This window comes from Rhodococcus sp. NPDC060086 (assembly GCF_042730275.1).
GTDB lineage: Bacteria > Actinomycetota > Actinomycetes > Mycobacteriales > Mycobacteriaceae > Rhodococcus.
This window is the reverse complement of record NZ_JBHWWZ010000025.1, coordinates 1-21,174: the sequence shown is the minus strand read 5'-3', so window position 1 is coordinate 21,174 and position 21,174 is coordinate 1. Positions and strand designations below refer to the sequence as shown.

Here is a 21,174-nt window from a genome sequence, read left to right as displayed (position 1 = left end):
GCGTTTTCCGGCTGTCAGGAGTCCTGAACATGATCAAGCAGATCGTCACCGGTGTCGACAACAGTGAGTCCGCTTTTGCGGCCGCGCGACGTGCCGCCGAACTTGCTGTGGCACTCGACGCCGAACTCCGGGTGGTGTCGGCCTACGGGAAGTTCGAGGCGGAACGAGTGGAAGTCGGCGGTGACGAGTTCCTGCTCTCCACCGAACGGAGCGCCATGGAGCTCGCCGACTCCGTGAGCGCCCGCCTCCATGGAGAAATCCCGATGGCTCGGATCAGCACGTCTGCCGAGGAAGGAAAGCCCGGGGAAGCCCTGGTGCGTGTCGCGGGCAATCTCGACGCCGGGTTGATCGTCGTCGGCAATCGGCGAGTCCAGGGGCCGGTTCGCGTGCTGGGGAGCATCGCGCGGGATGTGGCCGCGCACGCATCGTGCGATGTCTATGTCGTCCACACGACATAGTTCTGTCGCGTAACAACCCCTCGGGAGCAGAAGCGAAGGAAAAAGGCAGACGCGAACGGTCGACCGTTCGCGTCTGTCTCGTCTCTTCGCGTATCCGGTCGCGAGATAGACCTATACGGCGCGGTACGGCCCTGATGTGCGCCCGTGATCTTCTCCGGATTGCCACCCATCCGGGTGAGTTCCGGCGCCGAAGTACCCATAGACGGTGCAAGGCCGTCGCCGAGCCGAATCGTGTCGGCCCGGATGTCGATGACAAGGAGCAGCAACATGCGCGCACTGGTAGAAGCTGGATTCATGGCGATTCACACCCCGCTCGTCGAGGCCTACACCTGGTTGCTGTCTGTCGTGCCGATGTGATCGGAAAAATCAGTTCCTGAGACCGGGCCCTGGAGTGGGCATCCTGACAATGGTTCGTAGAGGAACCAGGCAGGATGTTCACACGGGACGACAGTCTTCGGAATGCATCTGAGAACTCGGTGAGCGTCGGTGTGTGACGAGTGAATACAGGCGAGCTCCTGGTAGGTCGGCAAGTGCTTACGCCCCTGCCCCTACCAGGAGCTCGATTGCCGTAATCGGCTGTGGCACTCTGTTCGTCGCACCCAGCTCCGACGAGCCCGGTCGACGACCGCGGCGGCCAGGGCGAGCATGGCGTCGTCGGCCGCATCGTCAGGATCGACCTCGCGGGCCGGTGCTGAGTGAACGTTGCCTATTGGCGGCGTGCCGTAGCTGCAGGATCCGTATGCCTCCGGCGGCTCCGACGATGATCGCCCCGGCGATGGCAGCGAACAGCAGTGCCACGCCCAGTGGCAGCGAGAAGTCCCATCCGAATAGTTCGAGGGTGATGCTGTCGAGATTCTGCAGAATGAATACCAACAGCAACAGCAGGATGAGTGCACCGGTCACCAGGGCAGTCCAGAGTGCGCCGGTGCGGGTGCGCCTGATGCCCTTACCTCGGGCAAGGTCGGGATGCAGTTCATCGACGGCGTCCGGATCCGGTGCGCCGCCCGAGGGGGGAGCGGGAACGTCGCTGCGGTGCGAGGACGCCGAGGAATCAGGGTTCGGATCGCCAGGGTCCCTCGATGTGGTTGCCATGTCCGGTGGAGTACCCAGACTTCGTGCCGGTTATCCCCGGTGCGGTTCGGCGGCTTCCCGACCGTTTCCGGTCGGGGGCACACTCCTTCATCCGGCCAGGTCGTCCCGCCCGATCGGATCCATCTCCCATTCGGCAGCGCCGAATGCCGGCCCGTCGCTGAGCCGCTGCACCGCCCACACTCCGATCACAACAAGGAGGCCGAACACTGCGCCCCCAACAACCGGCCTACGGCACCACCGTTTCTCCGTCGTCACCTGAAGATGATGGCACGCGCACCCGCGAGATCCGAGCTCGTCGCTGTCGGGGGTGGGTGGCATGGTTGGCCCATGTTCGAGATGACCGCCGCGGCGGCCCGACGCACCGCTGTTGCCGCTCAGGGCTTCACCGACCGGCGTCCGGCAGGCTCGGTCACTCGGCGGCGCGTGCTGCAGACCGTCGATCGGACGGCCCTACTTCAGATCGACTCGGTCTCCGTGGCAGTTCGCGCGCACTATATGCCGGTATTCAGCAGAATCGGCGGCTACGAGCGCGACATCCTCGACGCCGCGGCGTGGCATCACAGCCCACGGACGCCACGCGCACTTGTCGAGTACTGGGCGCACGAAGCGGCGCTGATCCCCGTCGAAGACTGGTCGCTGATGAGGTGGCGCATGCACCGCTACGAAGGGGGCCGGTGGGAGGGCGAACGACGGGTTCTCGAACGCAACCCGACCATGAGCCGGGACATCCTCGATGTGATCACCTCGGTCGGTGCTGCGTCGGCGGGCGAGATCGAGAAGCACCTCCGAGTGGAGCCATCGGGCAGCCGTGGGCCATGGTGGGACCGCAGCGACGTCAAAGTGGTCTGCGAGCAACTCTTCGCGGTGGGGGAGTTGTCGGTAGATCGGCGGGTCGGTTTCATCCGCTACTACGACCTCGCCGAACGGGTCCTGCCGGGCGTCGTGCTTGCCGCCCGTATCGACGAGGGCGACGCAGTCCGGGAGCTGCTTCGCAGATCTGCGCGAGCGCACGGCGTCGCGACCGCCGCCGACCTGCGCGACTACTACCGACTCTCTGCTGACCAGGCACGGCCCGCCATCGCAGACCTCGTGGACGAGGGCACACTTGTTCCGGTCGCTGTCCGAGGTTGGGGCGAGCCCGCGTATCTGCACTCGGAGGCGCGAGTGCCGCGTCGCGCACGAGGCACCGCGCTTCTGAGCCCGTTCGACCCGCTGGTGTTCTATCGACCCCGCACCGAGCGCATCTTCGGCTTCCGGTACCGCATCGAGATCTACACGCCTGCGCACAAACGTGTGCACGGGTACTACGTCTTCCCGTTTCTCATGGGCGGCGAACTCGTTGCGCGCGTAGATCTCAAGGCGGACAGAGCAGTTGATGCACTGTGTGTACCGGGTGCATTCGTCGAGGACGGAGCGGATGTCGGCGCCGTTGCAGAGGCACTCGCGGCGGAGCTACTCGCGATGGCGAACTGGCTCGGGCTCTCCGGCGTCGTGGTAGGGGATCGCGGCAATCTGGCTGCGAAACTCGCGGCCCAGTTGTGAGGCAGGCAGATCGCCAGTGCATCAGTGACGCAATAGATCGATGAAATGAGTGCGCTGTTTCCCAGTGCCTGAACCAGATTCGTCAAAAGTCTGTGATATTCCTCGATATCGAATGAACCCGGATGTGCAATGCCGAGTGAAATGACCGAGACGGGTGCAGGCATTACGCGCTTCCTCCGCACGAACACAAGACCGCGCGACCGAACTCGTCCTCGCTGACGTACCCGTGTGCGCACGCCTTGACACGCACACGAGATTCCGAAATGCGCACACTGGGGATTTCGCGCCACGTGGGCAGCCAGGCCTGGACGAACCGAGCAGGGGAGTCCGGGCGGTGCTGGTTCTGCGCGGACTCGACCAGCGTGGCGGCACCGTGACGCCCGACAAGCTCGGAGATCTCGGCGCGGTGATCGGCTGTGAGCTTGTGGAAACTCGCGGTCAGGTGACGGCCGCGGAGGGATGCCTCGAGCAGATCGAGGTTCATCTGTGCGTCGGTGTTCTCGACTCCGCCCGCAGCCGTATCGCACTCGGCCTTGATCGTGTCGAAGTCGTCTGCATTGTCGGTGGAATCTGCGGCCGCCGCGGTTTCGCTCGTGTTCGCGCGGTGGTGAGTTTCGTTCACGACGCGGCGGCGGTTGTTTTCTTCTTCGAAGTCTTCTTGACGATGTTCTTCTTGAAGGATGTTCTTCTTAGTGGGCGGATCATCCACTGGTGGGAAATCGTCCAGTGGAGAATCACCGTTTTCAGAGTGATCCATGGGGCGATTTTCGCCTGATGGTGCGTCGTCTTCGTTGTCCATCGGCTGATTTTCGCCTGATGGGTCTGAGCTGGGTGGTTCCTGCTGTGCGGGATCGGTGATCACGTAGCGTGTCCCGGTCCGCCGACCTCGTTCGTCGGTGACGATGACGCGCAGCAGGTACCTGTGGGACTCGAGTTCCTTGATGGCAGATTTGATCGCCGCTTCCCCTTCGGCGCCGGTCTTGGCAAGGGCCGCGACGGACGTCCTCCACCCGGCGCGGTGGGACATGAGTTCGACGAGCAGGCCGCGTGCACGACGTGATAGTTGACGATCGCGCACCCAGGAGTTCGGGATCACGGTGAAATTGTCTGTGGGAAGGCTGTATCCACGTTCGATGGTGCTCACGAGAACACCTCGATGGACAGATGGGTATGCTGACCCATGGTTCGACTCCTTTTCAGTCGGACTATCCGGCCCGTCGCGAGGTGCGAACTCGTGGCGGGCCTCTTATGTGGTTGTGGTGGCGCTACCGAAGATCAGTTCGTGCTCCGCGGCCTGGTCGTCGGGACTGCCATTCTCGGATCGTCTCGGGTCGCCATCCGCGGATTTTTGCGATCAGAACGTCCGGCTCGGGAAGGTTGTAGGTGACGAGCGAGGTCGGCTTGACCCCGATGATCTCGGCAACCTCCGCGCGGGATAGGAAACGCTCGGTCATCCCCGTTACTCCTTCGGCTCTGTGGGGCAGACGATAATGACGGGGCATAGTGAGGTCAACGCTGTTGGATATCGCCACGACTTTTACGGGTGCATGACTGGAGAGTCCGCCACTGTGTCGCGGGCGCAATCGGCATGCTCGACGGCGTGTGAAGTCGATGTAGGTGGACCTCAGGTCTTGCGCGGGCGTCCGGGATAATCCTTACTCTGCGGCTCTGAGAGCCGCCAGCGCATCGTCCAGACGCGGATGGATGGTCAGGATCTTGCTGAGCCCCAGCAGTTCCAGGGGGCGGGCGGTGGCATTTCCGTGCGCAACCACTGCGAAGCCGACGTTGTCGAGAGTGCGTTTGGACAGCCCCATGAGGAGGGCCATGCCCATCGAGGAGAGAAAGTGCACGTCGGTGAGGTCGATGATCAGACCGGACGGGTTTTCCTCGAGCAAGCCGAGCGCTTCTTCCTCCAAGAGGGGAGCGCTGGCCAGATCCACTTCACCGCTGACCGAGAGCACGGCAACAGAGCCGTTGCGGGTGGTCCGCAGAGTCATCCCGAATTCGATCGACTGTTCATCCATAAGCGCCATTATCCAGGCTCACCGCCCTACACGATGCACCGCATCCGGTATGGCCGAGTGCGACAACGCTGCGTTCGCGACGTACTGATCGATCAACTGCCATGCCGCCGCGCACTTTCGGCTCGGATATCCGTGCCGCCTCGTCCTCGCGGAGGCTCAGGTCGGGGAGCGCCGAATCTCGGGGTCCTTCTCGGAGAAATAACCGGTTGACTGCGGCAGATACCGTTGTGGGACCTCGAAGGTAGCGGCCCGCAACAGTGTCTGCGGCCTTCGGAAACCGAAACGGAGTTGAATGATGTCCCCGCGAATCGAACGGCGGATCGCGAACTTTGCGTCCATCCTCGACGACGGCACCCGTCGCCAGGCCGAGGCACTGGCGCGGCTGCCGTTCGTGCGCCCACACGTTGCGCTCATGCCCGACGCCCACGTCGGCAAGGGGTCGTCGGTCGGCACGGTCATCCCCACCGTCGGCGCGGTGATCCCCGCTGCCGTGGGTGTGGACATCGGGTGCGGAATGTCTGCCGTGCGCACTGCCTACAGCTTCGCCGATCTCACCGGCTCGCTCGCGCAGCTGCGGCTGGCCGTCGAGGATGCGATCCCGCTGTCGCCCGGAAACTACAACGACAAGCTGAACCGGTTCCGGTTCACCGTGACGAAGCTCGACGAGCTCGAGAAGCTTGCCGCGAAGCACGACGTCGACCTGTCGCATTCGCCGAAGTGGCGTCAGCAGCTCGGATCCCTCGGTGGTGGAAACCATTTCATCGAACTGTGCCTCGACGAGGCCGACCGGGTGTGGCTGTTCCTGCACTCCGGGTCGCGTGGCGTCGGAAACAAGATCGCGCAGAAGCACATTGCGATCGCACAGAAGCTGATCCGGGAGCGGTCCATACACCTCGAGGACCGTGACCACGCCTATCTGTCGGAGGAGACGCCCGAGTTCGACAGTTACATCGCCGAACTGCACTGGGCGCAGCGCTTCGCCTACCTGAACCGCACGGAGATGATGGACCGGTTCCTGCAGGTGTTTGCGAACTGGCTCGGCGTCGACGTGAAGACCGTCGAGGTCGAGCGCGTGAACACGCACCACAACTACACCCAGCGTGAGGAGCACCTGGGCGAGTCGGTGTGGCTGACGCGTAAGGGTGCGATCGACGCGCACGAGAACATCGTCGGCATCATCCCGGGAAGCATGGGTACCCGCTCGTACATCGTGCGCGGCAAGGGGAACGAGGTCGGTCTGCAGTCCGCACCGCACGGTGCCGGTCGCCGGTTCTCCCGGTCCGAAGCGAAGCGCCGCTTCACCGAAGCCGACCTCGCGGCCCGAATGACGGGTATCGAGTACCGGCACGGCCCGCAGTGGATCGACGAGATCCCCGATGCCTACAAGGACATCGACGTCGTGATGGCCGACGCCGGCGACCTCGTCGAGGTGGTGCACGAGCTGCGTCAGGTCCTCAACGTCAAGGGCACCTGATGCCGCGTAGGTGTACGAGATGACGGTTGGTGTACGGAAATATCCGTACACCAACCGTCATGTGCATACACCAACCGGATCTCGCCGGCCTACACCAGGCGCGTCACACCGATCGTATGGTCGGTGGTGAACTCCTCGATCGCCCACTCACCGTTGAAACGGCCCAGGCCCGAATTGCGCTCGCCGCCGAATGCCACGTGCGCCTCGTCCTGCACCGTCATCTCGTTGATGAACGTCATGCTAGACTCGACCTGCTGAGCGAACTGCAGACCGCGGTCGATGTTCTGCGTGAACACCGCGCTGGACAGACCGAACTCGTGATCGTTCGCCAACTCCAAGGCGTGCGCTTCGTCGTCGGCACGCAACACCGCGACCATCGGCCCGAAAATCTCCTCGCGCGCGATCTCCATGCCCGGCGTGACGTCGACGAACACGTGCGGCGGCACCACGCGGCCGGTGATCTCGCCGCCGACCGCGACACGCGCACCGTCCTGCCGGGCCTGGTCGATCTTGTCCTGCAGGCCCTTCAACTGCGAATCGTTGACAACCGGCCCGATCAGGGTGTCCTCGGCGGCCGGATCGCCGTGCGGCACGGACTGTGCAGCGGCGGTGAATCGTTCGACGAACTCGTCATACACCGGCGCCTGCACGATGATGCGGTTCACGGCCATACAGATCTGGCCGGAATGCAGGAACGACCCGGTCACCGCGGCGTCGACGGCTGCGTCGAGGTTCGCGTCGTCGAGTACCACGAGCGGCGCGTTGCCGCCGAGTTCGAGCGCGACCTTCTTCAGGTGCTTCCCGCTGGTCGCGACCGAACCGACCTGTTTGCCGACGGGCGTCGATCCGGTGAACGAGATCAATCGCGGTACAGGATGTTCGACGAACGAATCGCCGATCTCGGAACCGGCACCGACCACCACGGACAGTACGCCCGCGGGCAGGCCGGCTTCCTCGAAGATCCGGGCGATCAGCAGGCCGCCGGTGACCGGGGTGTCCGACGCGGGCTTGATCACGACCGCATTGCCGAGCGCCAGGGCGGGTGCGACGGACCGCTGCGACAGGTGCAGCGGGAAGTTCCACGGGCTGATGACTCCGACGACTCCGATGGGTTTCTTGTACACCCGCATCTCGCGGTTCGGAGTGTTCGAATCGAAGATCCGACCGTGGACGCGTGCCGGGAACGACGCCGCCTCCAGCGTGATGCCGATGGCGAGGGACACTTCGATGTCGGCCTTGATGCGGGTGGACCCGGACTCGGCGACCAGCCAGTCGGCGATCTCGCTGCGACGTTCGTCGAGGATCTGCGCGGCGCGGCGAAGGATCGCGGCCCGATCGGCGGGCCCGGTTGCTGCCCAATTCTTCTGGTCTTCCCGGGCTGCGGTGTACGCGTCGTCGACGTCCTCCACCGTGGCCTGACGGATCGTGGCGACCACGGAGTCGTCGAACGGATTGGTGTCGGTCAGGACGCGTTCGGAGCGTCCCTCACGCCACTCGCCTCCGATGAACTGGGAGGAAACCGGCTGTCCGGCGAAAGTGGCGGTTGAATCGAGATCTGTTGTCATGGGGTTTGAACTCCTCACTGATCTTGCTGTTTGTCGACGGTCGCCCGGTCCCTGTGCGTGTCGTCGACAGCGGAATCGGATGAAATCTACTTCGACGGCCAGCCGGTGTATCCCTCGGCGAGATACTGCTGACCGTAACGGGATTCGGTGATAGTGGCCAGCTCGCCGAGTGCCCGCTTGCGTTCGAACGCCGTGGCGTCGGAGCGGGTGTGGAGCATCGACGTCATCCAGTACGAGAAGTTTTGTGCCTTCCACACCCGCCGCAGTGCGGTGTCGCTGTAGCCGTCGAGAAGCGCGGTCGAGCCGTCGCCGAAGAACGACGTCAGTGCCTCGGCGAGGACCTTCACGTCGGCCAGTGCCAGGTTGAGGCCCTTCGCTCCGGTTGGGGGGACAGTGTGCCCGGCGTCCCCGACGAGGAACAAGTTGCTGTGGCGCAGCGGCTCGCACACGTACGAGCGAAACGGCAGCACCATCTGCTCGAAGATGCGGCCGCGCGTGAGTTCGAAGCCGTCGGCTCCGTCGACGCGACGCTGCAGCTCGTCCCAGATCTGTTCCTCGCTCCAACTCGAGGCGTCCTCACCCGGATCGCACTGGAAGTACATGCGCTGCACGGTGTCGCTGCGCTGGCTGATCAGTGCGAAACCGTGCTCGGAACGCGCATAGATCAGTTCGGGTGCGCTCGGCGGTGCTTCGGTGAGGATCCCGAACCACGCGAACGGATACTCGATGAAGTGATCGGTGCGGTCCGGGACGGCCTGGCGGCAGATGCTCCGCGAACCGTCGGCGCCGACGAGGATGCGACACCGGACCTCGACGCGGGTGCCGTCGGCTTCGGCGAACCGGATCTTCGGGGTATCGGTGGCGACGTCGAGGACCTCGGTGTCGCTGACGGAGCACCGGACGTCACCACAGTCGCGAGCACGGGCGGCGGCGAGGTCGACGAACACCTCGTTCTGCGGATACAGCCATACCGATTCGCCGACGAGATCCTGGAAGTCGATGCGGTGGCTTTCGCCGCCGAAGCGGAGGTCGATGCCGTCGTGGCGGTGGCCGTCGGTGAGGACGCGACCGTCGACGCCGGTCTCGGCGAGCATCTGCACGGAGCCGTGTTCGAGGATGCCGGCGCGGTGGGTGGTGCTGATGGTGGCGTGGTCGCGCTTCTCGACGACGACGTTGTCGATCCCCGCGCGGGCGAGCAGGTGGGAGAGCATGAGGCCGGCGGGTCCGCCGCCGAGGATGCCGACCTGCGTGGAGACGATGGTTGTGCTCATGCCTGCAACCATCCTGTGATGCACGGCACTGCGCGAGGGTCGTTATCGTTCAATGAGAAAATCTGAGGTCGTTGCGGGGTGTTCACCGAGAGCGCGGGCGATGCCGCGCGCAGCGGTGAGGAGCACAGCGATGATCGCCTGACGCTGCTCGACATCGGTGGGGATTACGACCCCCAACGCAGCCAGGGCATGGCCGGACCGGTCGACGACGGGCACCGAGATGCCCGTCGTCCCGTCGTCCAGAACCCCGTCGAAACTCGCGTAACCCCGCCGACGGATCTCCGCGAGGGTGCTGCGGAACGAACCTGAGGTGGTGGGGAAGAGCTTGTCGAGGTCTGGATGTGTTTTTTCGTACCCGACCTGAACCTCGACGGGGGATTGTGCGAGTAGCACCATCCCCATCGACGTGGCATGCGCGACCATCCGGCCCGCCACCGTCGCCTGGTTGATCACCGACCCCGACGACGACAATCGCTCGACGACGAGCACCTCGCCTTCTTTGAGAATCGCCAGGTGTGTGTGCTGATGCACCACCGACTGCACATCCTGAAGGAAGGGCAACGCCGTCTCGCTCAGGCCCTCGACAGGTGAACTGCGCGCGGCGAGTTCCCACAGTCGCAGCCCCAGCCGAACCCTGCCGCCGGATTCCCGCGCGACGAGCCCGTGCTGGGCCATCTCGCCGATGAGCCGGTAGATCGTCGGCTGCGGGATGTCGGCGCGACGAGCGAGCGCGCTGACTGTCAGCGCCGGCTGGGTGCGGTCGAAGGACTCGAGAATGCGCACGACCCGGTCGAGCATGGAGTCACCGGAAGGGGAGTTGGCCATGTCGCGATTATCGTCCGAGGAGTAGATACGCGAAATGACGGTTGCTGTCAGGAAATATCCAAGCACCAACCGCCATATCACGTACATATGAAGATCTCGTCGCGTCACGCGGGCATCTCCGGAGTCAGATCCGCCAGCACCGTGGGGCGGTAGAACAACCCCTCGTGCGTGCCGCTGGCAGCGAGCTCGACGTCCGCGCCGGGAATCTCACCGTCGACGGCGGCAGCGTCACCTATCTGGTCGTTCAAGAATAGACGGCAGATCCGCAGGTCCTACGTTGCTACAGGCGCGTAGCGATCGCGCAGATTCCGCTTGAGGATCTTCCCGGCCCCCGACTTGGGCAGTGCTCCGTCGAGAATGTGTACCACTCTGGGGACCTTGAAACCTGCGATGAGTTCGCGGGTGTGCGAACGCAGTTCATCCTCGGTGGTCTTCGCGGACTCACGCAGGACCACCGCGGCATGGACGGCCTCGCCCCATCGGGGATCCGGGATCCCGAACACCGCGACCTCGAGTACGTCGGGATGCCGGTAGAGCGAGTTCTCGACCTCGGTGGAGTACACGTTCTCACCGCCCGAGATGATCATGTCCTTGAGTCGATCGACGACGTAGAGATAGCCGTCCTCGTCCATGTACCCCATGTCACCCGTGCGGTACCAGCCCTGATCGTCGAGCGCCGCTGCTGTCTCGTCGGGCCGGTTGAGGTAGCCGAGCATGATGTTGGGGCCGCGGACGACGATCTCTCCCACATGCCCGGGCTCACACACCTCTGATGTCTCGGTGCGTATTTCGAGATCCACGCCGACGACAGGCCGGCCGGCCGAACGCAAGCGTGCTGCCGCGTCGGGGTCGGCACCCGAGACGCCCCGACGGTGGTCGTCGTGGGTCATGAACGTGATGATCGGCGCGCCTTCGGTCATGCCGTACACCTGGCACCAATCGCATCCGAGCGCATCGATCGCCGATTTCAGGACGGACTGCGGCATGGGGGAAGCACCGTAGAGTACCGATTCGAGAGACGAGATGTCGACGTCCTCGGGGATCGGTTCGGACAGAAGCATCGTGACCATGGTCGGCACGAGCATTGCTCTCGTGACCTTCTCCTGCGCAACTGTTTCCAGCCAGTTTCGTCGCTCGAATCCCGGCACGATCACGTGCTTGCCACCGACCCAGGTGAGAGCGACCGTGGACGCACCGTCGGCGAGGTGGAACATCGGGCCGGCGTGCAGGTAGACGGCATTCTCGGTGTAACCCAGGCAGATCAGAGCATGCTTGGCGTTGGCGACGAGATTGTTGTGCGTGAGCATTACGCCCTTCGGGCGGCCGGTGGTACCGCCGGTGTAGAAGATCCCCGCGACAGCGCTGCCTTCGATCTCTCTCGGTGCAGGCTGTGCAGTGGAGATGATCATGTCATCGAAAGACACACAATCCGAAGGGCATTCACCGGTGCCTGCGTAGACGAGGGTGTCAAGTGATTCGACGGTCTCGACCAACTCGCGGCCGACGTCGACGAAATCCTCGTCGACGATCAGTACGCGGGAGGCGGAGTCGTCGAGGATGAGCTCGATCTCGGGTGTCGACAGCCGGGTGTTGAGTTCGTTGAGGACCCGGCCACTGCGAGGAACCCCCAGCCAGGCGACGAGGTGTGCTCGACTGTTCTTGGCCAGCACGGCCACGACGTCACCTTCGGTGAGGCGGAAACCGTCGAGCGCGGCGTCGAATGCCGAGACGTACCGGCCGAGTTCCCGGTAGGTCCACCTGATGTTTCCATCCACCACTGCTTCTCGTGATCCGAACAGTCGAGCTGCGCGGTCGAGGGCGGAGGAAATGTTTTCGTTCATCGTCGTTCCTGTCTGGAGTTCTCGTCTACTCGGTTCGGCTCAGGAATCAGTCGGTGAAGGTGCAGTTGCCGCCCTGGATGATCTGCGGGAGCGTGTCGCCCTGCTGCTCGAGCAGGGAGAAGTACAGGCTGCGGGCGCCGGCCGCGTCGACGACGCTCTCGACGTTGCCGTCCGCGCCGTAGTTGATGAGTGCGCCGTGGATGAGGAAGACGGCGTCGGTGACCTCGGTATTCTCCGCGGGAGCTTCCAGAGTGTGGGTGGAGCCGGCCGGTTCGTAGATGTAGGAGCCGGCCACGTTCACGGAGTCGTCGCCGTACTCGCGGTAGAACCACTTGCCCGATTCGGTGAAGCCGTGCACGGCACCGGTGTGCATGTGGGTCGGGATCACGGTGTCCGGCTGGAATCGGGTCTTGACGACGAAGAACCCGTTCTCCACGTCTGCGACGTAGAGCTGCATCGACAGTCCCGGGGCCAGTACTCCGTGTGTCCAGGGCAGGTCCTTGGTCTGGCGGGTCAGAGCTGCGGGGATGGCGAAAGCGGTCATGGGAGTTTCCTTTGTTCACTCGAGGAGCTGTTGGGTTCTTGTGTCTAATGTCACAGGAATCCGAGGAAACGCCAGTGTCGGCGACGTCTCCTCGCCGGACGACGTGCGGCAACTCGTCGCCGACGTACGCGAGCACCTCGGCGGAGTCGACGTGCTGGTGAGCAATGCCGGCATCGCGGGCCCCACCGCGCCGGTGGAGGACTACGACCCGGATGCCTGGGAATCAGTGGTCACGGTGAACCTGGACGGTACCTTCACCGTCATCCGCCACTTCGTGCCGCTGCTGAAGGAAGCGGGTTCGGGCAGCGTGCTGATCATGTCGTCGCTGGCCGGCCGGTTCGGATATCCCAACCGCATCGGATACTCCACCACCAAGTGGGGGCTGGTCGGGTTCACCAGGACGCTGTCGCAGGAACTCGGCCCGCACGGCATCACCGTGAACTCTATCCATCCCGGAGCGGTGATCGGCCCACGTCTGGACAAGGTGTTCGAAGGCCGCGCGCAGACGTCCGGCAGGTCGGTCGACGAGGAGAAGGCCGACGCCCTGAAGAACCAGTCGATCAAGGCGTTCACCGATCCCGCCGACATCGCGGCGCTCGCCGTGTTCCTCTCCGGGCCGCACGCCCGCACGATCTCCGGCCAGCAGATCAGCATCGACGGGGATTCGAAGGCCGCACAATGACCGTGCCGTCCGACGGTTCGGCCGCGGACTCTCGAAGCGCTGAATCCGAACCTCGATCACTGTGGCGCGGTCGGCTGCTGCTGATCGTCGGCATCGTCCTACTGGGGATCTCGCTACGGTCCGCGGTGACCGGCATGTCGCCTTTCCTCCCCGAGATCCGCGAGGACCTCGGAATGGGTGCGGCAGCCGCAACACTGCTCGGAATGCTGCCCACCCTGTTCTTCGGTGCGGCGGGCTTCGCGGCGCCGGTGTTGATTCGACGAACCAGCTTGGAACTCACCGCGAGCGTCGCGATGATCCTGGCTGCAGTGGGCCTGTTCGCACGTTCGGTGGTCGGTGGCGTCCCGCTGTTCCTCATCCTGTCTGCCGTGGCGTTGTTCGGCATGGGGATGGGCAACGTCGTCGGTGCTCCACTGGTGAAGAAATACTTCCCCGACCGACCGGCGCCGATGCTCACGACCTTCGCCCTGTTGATGCAGGCCGGCGCGACCATCCCCGCCATGCTGGCGTTGCCGCTCGCGGATGCCGGTGGAGGATGGCGCTTCTCGATCGGATCCTGGGCGCTGCTCTCCGCCGTCGCCGCGGTTCCGTGGATCGTGCAGTTGATCAAGGTGTCGCGCACCCCGTCGACCGCGTGGCCGGTCGGACTGGCCGCCGCGGCCGAGGGGGAGAACCGACTCGGCATGGGACAGTTGCTGCGCAACCCGATCGCGGTCGGCACTGCGCTGTTCTATGCGATGGCCTCGCTCAATACCTACGCGATGCTGGCCTGGATGCCGACGATTTTCCAGGACTCTGGACACGACGAAACCGTTGCTGCCACAGCATTTTCGATCTTCACATTCCTGACGTTACCGATGGCTCTGGTCAGTCCGCTGGTCGGATCGAAGCTGAGGAACCCGTTCCCGTACGCCGCCGCACTCACGCTTCTCCCCGCGATCGGATTCCTCGGAATGGCTCTGGCTCCGGGGATTCCGATGCTGTGGGCGGTGCTCACCGGCTTCATCGGCGGTGCGTTCCCGTTGGCCATCGCGATGTTCAACAGGCGCACCCGGACCGAACAGGGCTCCGGGAGTCTCGCCGGTTTCGCGATGGGTGTCGGTTACCTGTTCGGCACGCTGGGCCCGCTCCTCGGTGGCTGGCTCGATTCCGCCACCGGGAGCTGGAAGCCCGCGTTGCTCGTCTACGCCGTGACGGCGGTTCCCATGCTGATCGGGGCATGGCAGATGAGCAAGCCCGACCGCTACTTGGAGGACGGGATCTCGCGCGAGTGAGACTCAACCGGTGATTGGTTGGCTGCGTCCCGGCCGGCCAGGTAGCCGAACACGAGTCCGAGTGAGATGGTGCCGCCGGCACCGCCGTAGGAGCCCTTCGTGGCTGCACCACCGGAGTTTCCGGCCGCATACAGACCGGGGGTGACGTTGCCGTCGGTGTCCAGGGCTCGTCCGTCGGCGTCGGTCCTGGGACCACCGACCGTACCGAGCGCGCTGGCTTCGACCTTCAGCGCATAGTACGGCGCGGTGTCGACGGGGCCGAGAACACTCGACTTCGGGCTCTTCAGCACCGGCCGGATGATCTTCGCGAGCGGACCGACGATGAGCGAACGCAAGCGTTCGGGATCGTTCTTCCGCGCCACCCGTCCGGCGAGCTTGTCGACCACCGGTCCGATCACCTTGGCAAGTGCTGTGCGGGCCTTCGCGGTGGCGGCAGGGAAACGGTTGTCGGGTGAGAACGTGCCCAGCCGTGGGTAGTACGCACCGAAGTAGCGGTCGAACAGGGTGTCGCCGCGGTGGAACTGGGAGTCGTTGCTGCGAGCGGCATCCGGATTGAACCGGTCGATAGTGCGCAGCAGCCCGACCTCGTCGACGCCGATCTTCTTCGCAAGATCGGCGAGAGTATCTGCCTGGAACAGGCATTCGGGCACGTCGCCTCCGGGGGTGGCGCCGAAGATGCCGAACTTCGTCCAGTACTGCTGGTCGAAGATCAACCATGCGGTCACGTTGGGCATGGTGCCGGTCTCCGGATCCACCTCGCGCATGATCTGCCCGAACTGGTCGTAGGCCAGCGCTTCGTCCGCGAACCGTTTGCCCTTGCTGTTGACCATGATGCTGTGCGGCAGTGCGCGTTCGCCGAGGAAGACACGGCTGAGGGGCTGACCCTCGAGCTCTTCGCCGGGCAGCTGCACGCCGGGCATCCACCACGCGTCGTCTATGCCGGTCAGGTCTGCGCCCATTTCCTCGGCCAGCTGCATGGCGATGCCGTCGTGGCCCTTCGGGGAGACCTGCACACCGAACGGTGCGCCGAGGTGGGTCGTCGTCAGTTCCGGCGAGCTCTCGTAGCCACCGCTGGCGAGCAGGACGCCCTTGGTCGCGCGGACCGTGTGCGGGGCGCCGCCGGCCATCACGACGATGCCGGTGACCTTCGAGTCCTCGACGACGAGCCGGGTCGCGGGGGCCTTGACGCGCACGTCGACGCCGTTGCGCAGGCTCGCCTCGAGCAGCGCGCCGATCAGAGCAGGCCCGGCGAGCCAGATCTGCTCGATGCCGATACCGCCGAGCAGCCAGAAGGGTAGAGGGTTCTTGGCCATGCCCGTGGTCAGCGCAGGGCGCACGTACTGGGCTGCCTCGCCGAGCCCGTCGGGCGAGTGGGGGCCCGGGAAGAGTGCGCGCCCCACGGACGCGCCCTCGATGTCGGAGCGATAGTCGGGCCAGATCGTCGGGATCCACCCGAACGACGTGTTGTCCTCGATGTACCGGGCGACCTCTGGTCCGGTCTCCAGGAACTTCTCGATCATGTCGTGGTCGAGGATCTTGTCGCGCCCCTGGCCGTAGATGTAGCGACGGGCCTGGTCGAGGTCGTCCTTCACCTTCAGGTCATCGGTGGAGAAGCCGTGGTTGGGAATCCATGCTGCACCGGCGGATATGCCGGTGGCGCCGCCGACGAGTTCGCGGGATTCGACCACGAGGACCCGTGCGCCCTCCTTGGCTGCAGTGAGTGCTGCCGTCAGGCCGGCGCCGCCGGAGCCGACGACAACGACGTCCACCTCCTGCGGGATACCCTTCTGCGCCACCGTCCCGATGGAGCCGCTGAATCGAGTTGTCTTGCCGGCCATGAGATCCTGCGATCTTCGAGTTTCGCGGTGTGTGAGAAGTGGTCTCAGACCGCGATCTTGGATGCGACGGTGACCACGCGCTCGGCCATGTGGTCGAGGGCTGCGATCGTGGCGTCGTCGAGTTCGTTCTGGTTGTTCGGCCCGGTGACGTGCCCGACGCCATACGGGTTGCCGTCGGCGAACTTGAGCGGATCGGTGTAGCCGGGCGGAACGATGATGCCGCCGAAGTGCATCAGCGAGGTGTACAGGCCGGTGAGGGTGGTTTCCTGGCCGCCGTGCACGGTCTGGCTGGAGGTGTAGGCGGCGTAGACCTTGTCGGCGAGTTTGCCCTGCGCCCACAGGCCCCCGAGCGAGTCCATGAAGGTCTGGAACGGGGCGGCGGTACTGCCGAAACGGGTCGGCGAGCCGAAGATGACGGCGTTGGCCCACACGATGTCTTCGCCGGTGGCGGCCGGAAGATCCTTGGTGGCCTCGTAGTTGGTCGACCATGCCGGGTTCTCGGCGAACGTTACGGGGTCGCGGGTTTCGGCGATGTGGCGCACGCGAACGTCGGCGCCTGCAGCCTCGGCGGTCTTGGTCAGGCGCTCTGCCATCGCGCTTCCGTGTCCGGTGGCGGAGTAGTAGATGATCGACAGCTTGGTCATGTCGGTCCCTTCCTGGTCGACGGGTCGGAAGTATCCGTGTACCCACAAATGTAGTTGAGTTATCAACTACTTCCACTGTATCGAAAGGAGTTGAACTGTCAACTAAATCTGTTTCGGCATGAATGCGGACCCGTCGCCGATCGGGGCCCGGTGTACGAAAGTTGCAGGTCTACGCTGATCGATGCGCGAGTAGTGTGGTCAGATCCACCGCTCGTACTGCTCCACCGGCATCAGCTTCGGGAAGAACTCCCGTCGCACATCCTCGATCAGTGATGTGTAGTCGGAATCGTCGGTTCTCGCCGCGATGTGCAGGCAGTGGAACACAGCGTTCAACGGATCCGTCTTCGCCGCGGTGGAGATGACGCTGATGGCTCGAAGTGCCGGGGGCACCTTGCGGTCCTCGGCATCTCCGGTGATGGTCGTGTCGATGGTCGGTTCATCGCGGAATGCCTGCTCGAGTGCGAGATGCTCATGCTCGCCGAACGGGTGGGGCAGGGGGTCGCCTCGGTCCAACGCTGTCAACCCCGCGCTGATCCATGGGATTTCCGCGATGCCTATGGTTGTGTACGCGCGGCGTGCCGCCCATGTCGCGATACGACGGAGCTTCGGGGTTCGGGCTCGGGTGATCGCATCGGCCAGCGGTCGGTCGAGACCGGCGAGGCCCATTGCGTAGTAATTGGAGCGGAGTTTCTCTGATGGCGGCCGACCGCCCCAGCGGATCGCTTCGTCCTTCGCCCATCGGGCCATCTGGTCGTACCCGTATTTCAGGTACAGAGTGGCGTCTCCGGCCGGATCGGGATCCCACCAGTTGCGTTTCGGATGGGTGACGATGCTCTGATCCCACGCGGCGTCGATCTTGTGCAGTCGGACCATCTCTCGTGGCCGCGTCGTTTTCCAGATCTGAACGAGGTAATGCTCCGTCGGTTCGGTGACGGCAGCATCCGCGTAGGTGTCGCGTCCGCGGCCGAACACGCGAAACCGGTGCAGGCCTCGTGCGATCGGCAGTTTCGGGAAGTCCGACGCCTTCTCGCCGTCCATGGTGAGCACATACGCCGGCTTCGTGAAGTTGACCGTGGCTTCCTCGACGATGCCCCATTCTTCGGTATCGACAACGTCGGAGGGTTCGTCGTCGAGCACCTCGACGGTGAGCGTCACAGGACCGTAGGCGACGCCGGTCATGACAGTGGCGAAGTTGGGGCCGACTTCCACGACGCTTCCCGTTTCTTCGGGCTCGTAGGTCTCCCCGCTGGGCGAGCCCAGCACGAACTGATGGTGGTCTGCGACGACAGTTCCGAACCGACTCATGAGCGGGAACGTATCGTAGGGCTCGTGCGCCTGCCGAGGGAATCGGGAGTGTGGGAGCCGATGACGGGAATCGAACCCGCGTATTCAGCTTGGGAAAGTGAATGAACGGCATCGGCCCAGGTCAGCCGGGTAAGAACAAGACCGACTAAGGCATGATAAGCACGGCCATGTCGGGCTTCCACACGTACCTCCACTCGTACCTTTGTGTCGGGTACGGGAGAGTGAAGGCGTAGTTGCTCGTTGCCCTGACGTATGTCCTGTTGTGGGGCGAAGCTGAGACGGCCGCGAGACCAGAACTCAGTGGCTGGAACGGTCGGAGGGGATCACGAATGTGCGTTCAAACGACACGATGTTGCGTCCTTTGCCCTGGTACGTGAGGATCACCGCCTTGCGGCCAGATGTATTGGCAGGTGATCCACTCCAGCTGCCTAGACGAACGGGATTGTCTGTATAAGTTATCTTTGACGCTACGCGACCGATAATTTATTCGGCTGATCGGTCTTGGTCACCGTCGCATCGGCCTCGAATTCAAGGGTTGTCGACAGTCACCCTTGGATGGGGAGGTTCCCTAGCCATCGGTTGTAGTGATGCGTTCATACCTGAGGTTCAGTACGGTTGCGGGAATTGGACCGTCCATACTGGCGCAACAGATCAGTCACGCGCTCCAAGGCCTCCAGATAGGCGACAGCGCCCTCGGCCGCGTAGATACGGGCGAGTAGCTGGGGCTCGTCCGGGTGCACGCCAGCGTGAAATTCTGCGAGGAAGTCACGAGAGAACGTCATTGCCCGAAATTAGTGGATCGAGCGACGGCGCACCGGACTTTGTTCCATCCTGTGGAGAACCGGACGCGTTCCTCGTCGCACCGCCCGGCCTGACTCCCCGTGCAAACTTTGAATCTGACGCTCGTGCGTCGTCCTGGCAACCGCCCCACGCGCTTCTGAAGGCGCTGCATTCGTCAGTAGCCCAAAGCTTGTCGGACAATGATGGCCTGGTGGACATCGGGGGCGGTAGGGGTTCCGTTGAGCTGGACGTATCGGCCACCGTCTCCCGGGATGATCTCGATTGCGTTGGCGCGGAGTGTCGTTTCGTCTAGGGGGACCTTGTCCTTGACGTAGGTGATCCAGCCGGCGCAGATCTGTCCGGGTTTGCAGCCGATCGACCGACGGTGCTTTTTGGTGCTGACAAACAGGTAATCAGGTTCCCATGCCTGGACGAGGATGCGGAAATGGTCGGCGACAAGCTCGGGGGTGATGCCACCGGACGGATTAACCTCGGGATCGTCCAGGGAGAAGTGGACGTGGTTCTTCAACCCTGTCCCGTCGAATCCCACACGTACCGAGTACTTGCGGTAGCTGCCCTCGCACATCCGGATCAAGTCGGGTGTGTACCCGGTCTTCACCATGGCCAGACCATCATCACCCCGGAGGATCGAGTCGGCCACTACCTCTTCGATACCGTCGATGTCACCCGGGAGATGCACGAAAGTGCCGTCGTCTTTGACCCCGTTGAGAAGCCAAGGAGAGTAGAGCCGGGACAGGTCGGGCATCTCCTGCAGCGAGCGCTGCAAGCGACCTGCGCCGTCGTGAGGCGACTCGACCCGTCCGCCCCAGCCACCAATGAAATCCAGTACCACCGTGTTCCTCCCTCTACCTGCGGTTGCCTGCTACTCCGGCGGGACGTACTTGACCGTAATGTTCTCGTATCCGGCTTCTTCGATCATGTCCTCGATGGCTTCAGCTACTCGCTCCTCGGCGACGCGCCACTCGATCTCGGCCCCGGTGGCTTCGGCAGCTTCGGATTGCCGTCGAAGCTGGTCGGGAAGAGATTTGGCTGCGCCCATGTTGGGCTTGAACTGGCCATCGTCGCCGACCATCCATTCGTAGCCGGGCCCCTTGGCTTCGATGAGCCTACCGCTCTCTCCGGCATCCGGGTCCCACCCGTCGAACAGGACGTTGCCCGAGCCGTCCGCTTTAGGGATGGCATATTCAACTCCGGCAGGGCTGCCGGTGACTTGTTCCTCGTAGGCACCGGCACGTTCGGAGGTGCCGCCACGGTTGGGGTACTCCCACTGTCCCGGACCATCATTGGTCAGGGTCGACGGCATGATATCGAGCACCTGCTGCAGGTCGATGCTCGGAAAGTGTTCAGAGACCCAGAGGAGGATCGCGCCTGCCGAGATCGCACCGGCGGCGAAGGCTGCCATGAGCGCCAGATCGACAGCACCGAGCGCGATGATCGGCACGAAGCCGTGAATTCCTGAGTTGGAGCCGAAGGTCAGGGCTGACGCTGCGTCTGCAATGGATTGGGCGGCACGGGAGTCGGCCTCCTGGACAGCTGCAGCTTTGAAGCGTAGATAACCGGCCCATTCGAAGACCTTGGCCTCGGACTCGTCGGTCGGCGGCCCGATGATCGTGACAGTCCAGTCGTCTGCGACGCGGCATCCGTCGGCCTCTGCGTCGGCGACCGCCGAAAGCAACGCTCTGCGGGCGTAGTGCAACTCCGAAAGCCCGCTCTCGACGGTGCCGGCGACTTCGACTAGCCCTATGGACAGCTTCCGGCTACGGGTGCATACGTCAGCGATCCGGTCGTCTGCTGCTTGGTTAGCAGTTCCTATCCAGCCCTCGCCCGAAACGGCGGCGCGCTGTCTGTCAACGGACCGGGTGTGCGAAGCGAGTTGTTCAGCTTCGTTGCCCAGAGTGCGGTCAAGCCCCAGAAGGTGGTGTAGGACGGTGATCTCTTCTCCTGTCCTGACTATGCAGCAGGAATCGCGGCAGCAGGTCCCGTAACCACCTCCC

General features: G+C 63.9%; 21 protein-coding genes. 5 read left to right on the top strand and 16 right to left on the bottom strand.

The window, feature by feature from the left end; all coding sequences use genetic code 11:
- The first annotated feature begins 29 nt into the window (after positions 1-29).
- A complete protein-coding gene (locus ACFWB0_RS15350) occupies positions 30-458 on the top strand; it encodes a universal stress protein (RefSeq protein WP_378491317.1) in 429 nt (142 codons plus the stop codon).
- A 666-nt stretch (positions 459-1,124) separates the two neighbouring features.
- Here the strand turns inward: ACFWB0_RS15350 and ACFWB0_RS15345 are convergent.
- Both ACFWB0_RS15345 and ACFWB0_RS15340 read right to left on the bottom strand, forming a co-directional pair.
- Positions 1,125-1,550, bottom strand: coding sequence for a lipopolysaccharide assembly LapA domain-containing protein (locus tag ACFWB0_RS15345; protein WP_378491316.1), 426 nt, complete (start codon positions 1,548-1,550; stop codon positions 1,125-1,127).
- 87 nt (positions 1,551-1,637) lie between these two features.
- Entirely contained in the window at positions 1,638-1,805 is a 168-nt protein-coding gene (locus ACFWB0_RS15340) for a hypothetical protein (protein ID WP_378491315.1), read from the bottom strand.
- A gap of 72 nt (positions 1,806-1,877) precedes the next feature.
- Here ACFWB0_RS15340 and ACFWB0_RS15335 point away from each other — a divergent pair, with 72 nt between their 5' ends.
- Positions 1,878-3,092, top strand: coding sequence for a winged helix-turn-helix domain-containing protein (locus tag ACFWB0_RS15335; RefSeq protein WP_378491314.1), 1,215 nt, complete (start codon positions 1,878-1,880; stop codon positions 3,090-3,092).
- 163 nt (positions 3,093-3,255) lie between these two features.
- Here the strand turns inward: ACFWB0_RS15335 and ACFWB0_RS15330 are convergent, their stop codons facing one another.
- From ACFWB0_RS15330 to ACFWB0_RS15320, 3 genes are all read right to left on the bottom strand, one after another.
- The gene (locus tag ACFWB0_RS15330) at positions 3,256-4,236 is read right to left on the bottom strand and encodes a hypothetical protein (protein WP_378491313.1); all 981 of its coding nucleotides are present in this window, start codon (positions 4,234-4,236) and stop codon (positions 3,256-3,258) included.
- Between the two features lie 121 nt (positions 4,237-4,357).
- Positions 4,358-4,546 (bottom strand): XRE family transcriptional regulator, encoded by a 189-nt coding sequence (locus ACFWB0_RS15325; RefSeq protein WP_378491312.1) that lies wholly within the window; start codon positions 4,544-4,546, stop codon positions 4,358-4,360.
- A gap of 201 nt (positions 4,547-4,747) precedes the next feature.
- Positions 4,748-5,116, bottom strand: coding sequence for an STAS domain-containing protein (locus tag ACFWB0_RS15320; protein WP_378491311.1), 369 nt, complete (start codon positions 5,114-5,116; stop codon positions 4,748-4,750).
- 295 nt (positions 5,117-5,411) lie between these two features.
- On the opposite strand from ACFWB0_RS15320, the gene ACFWB0_RS15315 reads away from it, so the two are divergent.
- The gene (locus tag ACFWB0_RS15315; protein WP_378491360.1) at positions 5,412-6,590 is read left to right on the top strand and encodes an RtcB family protein; all 1,179 of its coding nucleotides are present in this window, start codon (positions 5,412-5,414) and stop codon (positions 6,588-6,590) included.
- 89 nt (positions 6,591-6,679) lie between these two features.
- On the opposite strand, the gene ACFWB0_RS15310 is transcribed toward ACFWB0_RS15315, so the two are convergent.
- From ACFWB0_RS15310 to ACFWB0_RS15285, 6 genes are all read right to left on the bottom strand, one after another.
- Entirely contained in the window at positions 6,680-8,155 is a 1,476-nt protein-coding gene (locus ACFWB0_RS15310) for an aldehyde dehydrogenase family protein (protein WP_378491310.1), read from the bottom strand.
- Between the two features lie 86 nt (positions 8,156-8,241).
- On the bottom strand, positions 8,242-9,426 hold the full coding sequence (locus ACFWB0_RS15305) for a 4-hydroxybenzoate 3-monooxygenase (protein ID WP_378491309.1): 1,185 nt from the start codon (positions 9,424-9,426) through the stop codon (positions 8,242-8,244).
- Positions 9,427-9,468: 42 nt separating this feature from the next.
- Positions 9,469-10,251 carry an IclR family transcriptional regulator gene (locus ACFWB0_RS15300; protein ID WP_378491308.1) on the bottom strand — a complete coding sequence of 261 codons (783 nt, stop codon included), beginning with the start codon at positions 10,249-10,251 and terminating at the stop codon, positions 9,469-9,471.
- A 104-nt stretch (positions 10,252-10,355) separates the two neighbouring features.
- The gene (locus ACFWB0_RS15295; protein WP_378491307.1) at positions 10,356-10,499 is read right to left on the bottom strand and encodes a hypothetical protein; all 144 of its coding nucleotides are present in this window, start codon (positions 10,497-10,499) and stop codon (positions 10,356-10,358) included.
- A 24-nt stretch (positions 10,500-10,523) separates the two neighbouring features.
- Positions 10,524-12,092 (bottom strand): long-chain-fatty-acid--CoA ligase, encoded by a 1,569-nt coding sequence (locus ACFWB0_RS15290; protein ID WP_378491306.1) that lies wholly within the window; start codon positions 12,090-12,092, stop codon positions 10,524-10,526.
- A gap of 46 nt (positions 12,093-12,138) precedes the next feature.
- Positions 12,139-12,636 (bottom strand): 2,4'-dihydroxyacetophenone dioxygenase family protein, encoded by a 498-nt coding sequence (locus ACFWB0_RS15285; RefSeq protein ID WP_378491305.1) that lies wholly within the window; start codon positions 12,634-12,636, stop codon positions 12,139-12,141.
- Between ACFWB0_RS15285 and ACFWB0_RS15280 the strand changes: the two genes are divergently transcribed.
- Both ACFWB0_RS15280 and ACFWB0_RS15275 read left to right on the top strand, forming a co-directional pair.
- The gene (locus ACFWB0_RS15280) at positions 12,620-13,318 is read left to right on the top strand and encodes an SDR family oxidoreductase (RefSeq protein ID WP_378491304.1); all 699 of its coding nucleotides are present in this window, start codon (positions 12,620-12,622) and stop codon (positions 13,316-13,318) included. The two genes, ACFWB0_RS15285 and ACFWB0_RS15280, sit on opposite strands and share 17 nt — an antisense overlap.
- Positions 13,315-14,592 (top strand): CynX/NimT family MFS transporter, encoded by a 1,278-nt coding sequence (locus tag ACFWB0_RS15275; RefSeq protein WP_378491303.1) that lies wholly within the window; start codon positions 13,315-13,317, stop codon positions 14,590-14,592. The genes ACFWB0_RS15280 and ACFWB0_RS15275 overlap by 4 nt, the downstream gene beginning before the upstream one ends.
- Here the strand turns inward: ACFWB0_RS15275 and ACFWB0_RS15270 are convergent.
- The 5 genes from ACFWB0_RS15270 to ACFWB0_RS15250 all read right to left on the bottom strand — a co-directional run.
- Positions 14,562-16,430 carry an FAD-dependent oxidoreductase gene (locus ACFWB0_RS15270; RefSeq protein WP_378491302.1) on the bottom strand — a complete coding sequence of 623 codons (1,869 nt, stop codon included), beginning with the start codon at positions 16,428-16,430 and terminating at the stop codon, positions 14,562-14,564. The genes ACFWB0_RS15275 and ACFWB0_RS15270 overlap by 31 nt on opposite strands.
- A gap of 44 nt (positions 16,431-16,474) precedes the next feature.
- Positions 16,475-17,074 (bottom strand): NAD(P)H:quinone oxidoreductase, encoded by a 600-nt coding sequence (gene wrbA, locus ACFWB0_RS15265; protein WP_378491301.1) that lies wholly within the window; start codon positions 17,072-17,074, stop codon positions 16,475-16,477.
- Between the two features lie 198 nt (positions 17,075-17,272).
- The gene (locus ACFWB0_RS15260; protein WP_378491300.1) at positions 17,273-18,379 is read right to left on the bottom strand and encodes a transposase; all 1,107 of its coding nucleotides are present in this window, start codon (positions 18,377-18,379) and stop codon (positions 17,273-17,275) included.
- Between the two features lie 955 nt (positions 18,380-19,334).
- On the bottom strand, positions 19,335-20,012 hold the full coding sequence (locus ACFWB0_RS15255; protein ID WP_169623140.1) for a hypothetical protein: 678 nt from the start codon (positions 20,010-20,012) through the stop codon (positions 19,335-19,337).
- A 30-nt stretch (positions 20,013-20,042) separates the two neighbouring features.
- Positions 20,043-21,174 (bottom strand): Tox-REase-5 domain-containing protein (locus ACFWB0_RS15250; protein ID WP_378491299.1); only part of this gene is annotated, 1,132 nt, incomplete at its 5' end.

Excerpts from the sequence above, each read along its gene's own strand:
- ACFWB0_RS15350 (WP_378491317.1), top strand. The coding sequence starts at position 30 with ATGATCAAGCAGATCGTCACCGGTGTCGACAACAGTGAGTCCGCTTTT.
- ACFWB0_RS15345 (WP_378491316.1), bottom strand. The coding sequence starts at position 1,550 with ATGGCAACCACATCGAGGGACCCTGGCGATCCGAACCCTGATTCCTCG.
- ACFWB0_RS15335 (WP_378491314.1), top strand. The coding sequence starts at position 1,878 with ATGTTCGAGATGACCGCCGCGGCGGCCCGACGCACCGCTGTTGCCGCT.
- ACFWB0_RS15325 (WP_378491312.1), bottom strand. The coding sequence starts at position 4,546 with ATGACCGAGCGTTTCCTATCCCGCGCGGAGGTTGCCGAGATCATCGGG.
- ACFWB0_RS15320 (WP_378491311.1), bottom strand. The coding sequence starts at position 5,116 with ATGGATGAACAGTCGATCGAATTCGGGATGACTCTGCGGACCACCCGC.
- ACFWB0_RS15315 (WP_378491360.1), top strand. The coding sequence starts at position 5,412 with ATGTCCCCGCGAATCGAACGGCGGATCGCGAACTTTGCGTCCATCCTC.
- ACFWB0_RS15310 (WP_378491310.1), bottom strand. The coding sequence starts at position 8,155 with ATGACAACAGATCTCGATTCAACCGCCACTTTCGCCGGACAGCCGGTT.
- ACFWB0_RS15305 (WP_378491309.1), bottom strand. The coding sequence starts at position 9,426 with ATGAGCACAACCATCGTCTCCACGCAGGTCGGCATCCTCGGCGGCGGA.
- ACFWB0_RS15300 (WP_378491308.1), bottom strand. The coding sequence starts at position 10,251 with ATGGCCAACTCCCCTTCCGGTGACTCCATGCTCGACCGGGTCGTGCGC.
- ACFWB0_RS15290 (WP_378491306.1), bottom strand. The coding sequence starts at position 12,092 with ATGAACGAAAACATTTCCTCCGCCCTCGACCGCGCAGCTCGACTGTTC.
- ACFWB0_RS15280 (WP_378491304.1), top strand. The coding sequence starts at position 12,620 with ATGGCGAAAGCGGTCATGGGAGTTTCCTTTGTTCACTCGAGGAGCTGT.
- ACFWB0_RS15285 (WP_378491305.1), bottom strand. The coding sequence starts at position 12,636 with ATGACCGCTTTCGCCATCCCCGCAGCTCTGACCCGCCAGACCAAGGAC.
- ACFWB0_RS15275 (WP_378491303.1), top strand. The coding sequence starts at position 13,315 with ATGACCGTGCCGTCCGACGGTTCGGCCGCGGACTCTCGAAGCGCTGAA.
- ACFWB0_RS15270 (WP_378491302.1), bottom strand. The coding sequence starts at position 16,430 with ATGGCCGGCAAGACAACTCGATTCAGCGGCTCCATCGGGACGGTGGCG.
- wrbA (WP_378491301.1), bottom strand. The coding sequence starts at position 17,074 with ATGACCAAGCTGTCGATCATCTACTACTCCGCCACCGGACACGGAAGC.
- ACFWB0_RS15260 (WP_378491300.1), bottom strand. The coding sequence starts at position 18,379 with ATGAGTCGGTTCGGAACTGTCGTCGCAGACCACCATCAGTTCGTGCTG.